The 2,522-nt window shown below is 66.7% G+C and carries 2 protein-coding genes; both read left to right on the top strand.

Features of this window, described 5'->3' with window-relative positions:
- The first annotated feature begins 119 nt into the window (after window positions 1–119).
- Complete coding sequence (locus tag WC729_RS30155; protein WP_372858555.1) at window positions 120–1,025, top strand: tyrosine-type recombinase/integrase; 906 nt, start codon at window positions 120–122, stop codon at window positions 1,023–1,025.
- 3 nt (window positions 1,026–1,028) lie between these two features.
- Window positions 1,029–2,222, top strand: coding sequence for an IS91 family transposase (locus WC729_RS30150; protein WP_372858553.1), 1,194 nt, complete (start codon window positions 1,029–1,031; stop codon window positions 2,220–2,222).
- Window positions 2,223–2,522 lie beyond the last annotated feature (300 nt).

Below are 2,522 nucleotides of genomic sequence, written 5' to 3'. Positions count from 1 at the left end.
GCACGAACCCGCTTCGCGGGAGGGCCGCCTCCTTCTGAGATGGCGTGCATGTTATAGACCTTGAGCGGGTAGAGGCGTCGATCTGACCATGGAGTTCCCTTCAACGAGAGGAACTCGCCATGGCTACTTTGTCGACCGATGCACCAATCTCTCCGCTTCGCCAACGCATGCAGCACGACATGCTCATGCGTGGCCTGGGCTCCCATACCCAGCAGGACTACGTTCGTCACGTCCGGCGCTTCGCTGTGTTCCTTGGCCGCTCGCCCGACACGGCGACGGCTGAGGACATCCGTCGATTCCAGCTTCATCAGCATGAGTGCGGCGTCGGCCCTGCGACGATCAATGGCGCGGTCTCTGCGTTGCGGTTCCTGTTCCTGGTGACGCTGAAGCGGCGGGATCTGGCGCGTGGGCTGGTCATCACGAGGTATCAGCGCAAGCTGCCCGACGTGCTGAGCGTGGAGGAAGCGGCACGGCTGCTCGAAGCCGCACCAGGCATCAAGTACAAGGCCGCGCTCGGCGTTGCCTATGGCGCGGGCCTGCGCGTGTCGGAGGTCGCGCATCTCAAGGTCGACGATGTCGATAGCACGCGCATGCTGATCCGCGTCGAGCAGGGCAAAGGCCGCAGGGACCGCAACGCGATGCTCTCGCCGCAGCTTCTGGAGCTCCTGCGGCTGTGGTGGCGCGAAGGCAGGCGGCGCGGGGTGATGCTTCCGCATGGCTGGCTGTTCCCGGGCCGCGGCTGCACGGCGCCGATCTCGTCGCGGCAACTGCACCGCGCCGTCCAGGAGGCCGCCGAAGTCGCCGGCATCCGCAAGCGCGTCAGTCCGCACACTCTGCGTCACAGCTTCGCCACCCACTTGCTCGAACAGGATGTCGACATCCGCGTCATCCAGGTGCTGCTCGGGCACAGCAAGCTCGATACGACCGCGCTCTACACCAAGGTCTCGACCCGGACGATCCATGCAGTCACCGGGCCGCTCGATCGGTTGATGGCGCTGATGGAAGGCAAGACGCCGCCCGGTTGAGCCGTGCGCGCCTCGATCGAGGTCGCCGATGTCTTCCGTGCCGCCGGTCCCGGGTACCGGGTCGCCCATGCACGGCACCTGAGCCTGCATCAGCTCAAGGTAATGTCGGCGGTCGAACACTGCCGCACCGCGGCGCTCGGCGGTCACGTCGAGGCCTGCGAGGACTGCGGCGAATGGCGGATTGCCTACAACTCCTGCCGCAACCGGCACTGCCCGAAGTGCCAGGGCGCGGCCGCACGGACATGGCTGGCCGAGCGCGAGGCCGACCTGCTGCCGGTCGGCTACTTCCACGTCGTGTTCACGCTGCCTGCCGAGGTCGCCGACATCGCGTTCCAGAACAAGGTGCTCGCCTACGACCTGCTGTTCAAGGCAGCGTCGGAGACGATGCTGACCATCGCGGCCGATGCGAAGCACCTTGGAGCCAGGATCGGCATCACCGCCGTGCTCCACACCTGGGGCTCTGCGATGACTCACCATCCGCACGTGCACATGATCGTACCGGGCGGCGGCATCGCGCCCGGCGGGAAGCGCTGGGTCTCGTCGCGGCCGGCCTTCCTGCTTCCGGTGCGCGTGCTCGGCAAGCTGTTCCGCCGGCTCTTCCTCACCCGGTTGATGGCGCTGCACGACGCCGGGCGGCTCAGCTTCTTCGGATCGATGGCGTATCTCACCGAGCGGCGAGCCTTCCTGCGGCACCTGTCGCCAGTCCGGAAGAAGCGCTGGGTGGTCTATGCCAAGGCACCGTTCGCGGGACCGGAGGCGGTGCTCGCATACCTGTCGCGCTATACTCACCGGGTCGCGATATCGAACAGCCGCCTGATCGCCTTCGACGAGAGCGGCGTCACCTTCCGCTACAAGAACTACCGCCGCGACGGCGCCGACCGCCAGCAGGTCATGACGCTTGGCCCCGACGAGTTCATCCGCCGCTTCCTGCTCCACGTGTTGCCGCGAGGCTTTCACCGCATCCGGCACTACGGCATGCTCGCCGGCTCCGCCCGCAAGGCCAGCCTCGTGCTCGCCCGCCAACTGCTGAGCGTCGCTGCGCCACCCGATGACGACACCCCAGGCGAACCGGAGGACTTCCGCCCGTCATGCCCGTGCTGCGGCGGACGCATGATCGTCGTCGAGGTGTTCGAACGCTGGAGGCAGCCACGCGGACCGCCGGACGCTACCGCGACGAACCGGAAGACCGCTCCATGACCCGGCATGGAATAGTCAAGACTGCAACCGCAGGCCCTCAGCCTCCGGTAACGGACCCACACGCGTCCATGGTGATCGTTGACGACGACGGGGCCGCCTTCAGCCGCTTACCGTGCCGACAACATCGCACGGAGGCGCAACAAAGCCGCCTGTCCGCATCCATCCCGGCGCTTCCCGGCGACGGTCGCGTCATCGCCGACATCAGCCGCAAATCGAAATCCCCATAGACATCGACCGTGGCCCGCGGGTTCCTGCATGAGAGGCTTTCGTACGCCTCACGGCACCCGAAACCCTTCACCA

The organism is Sphingomonas sp. (assembly GCF_041661825.1).
Taxonomy (GTDB): domain Bacteria; phylum Pseudomonadota; class Alphaproteobacteria; order Sphingomonadales; family Sphingomonadaceae; genus Sphingomonas.
The sequence above is the reverse complement of the archived record's forward strand: the minus strand, read 5'-3'. Positions and strand labels throughout refer to the sequence as shown.

Coding starts and splice junctions, on each gene's coding strand:
- WC729_RS30155 (WP_372858555.1), top strand. CDS start 120: ATGGCTACTTTGTCGACCGATGCACCAATCTCTCCGCTTCGCCAACGC.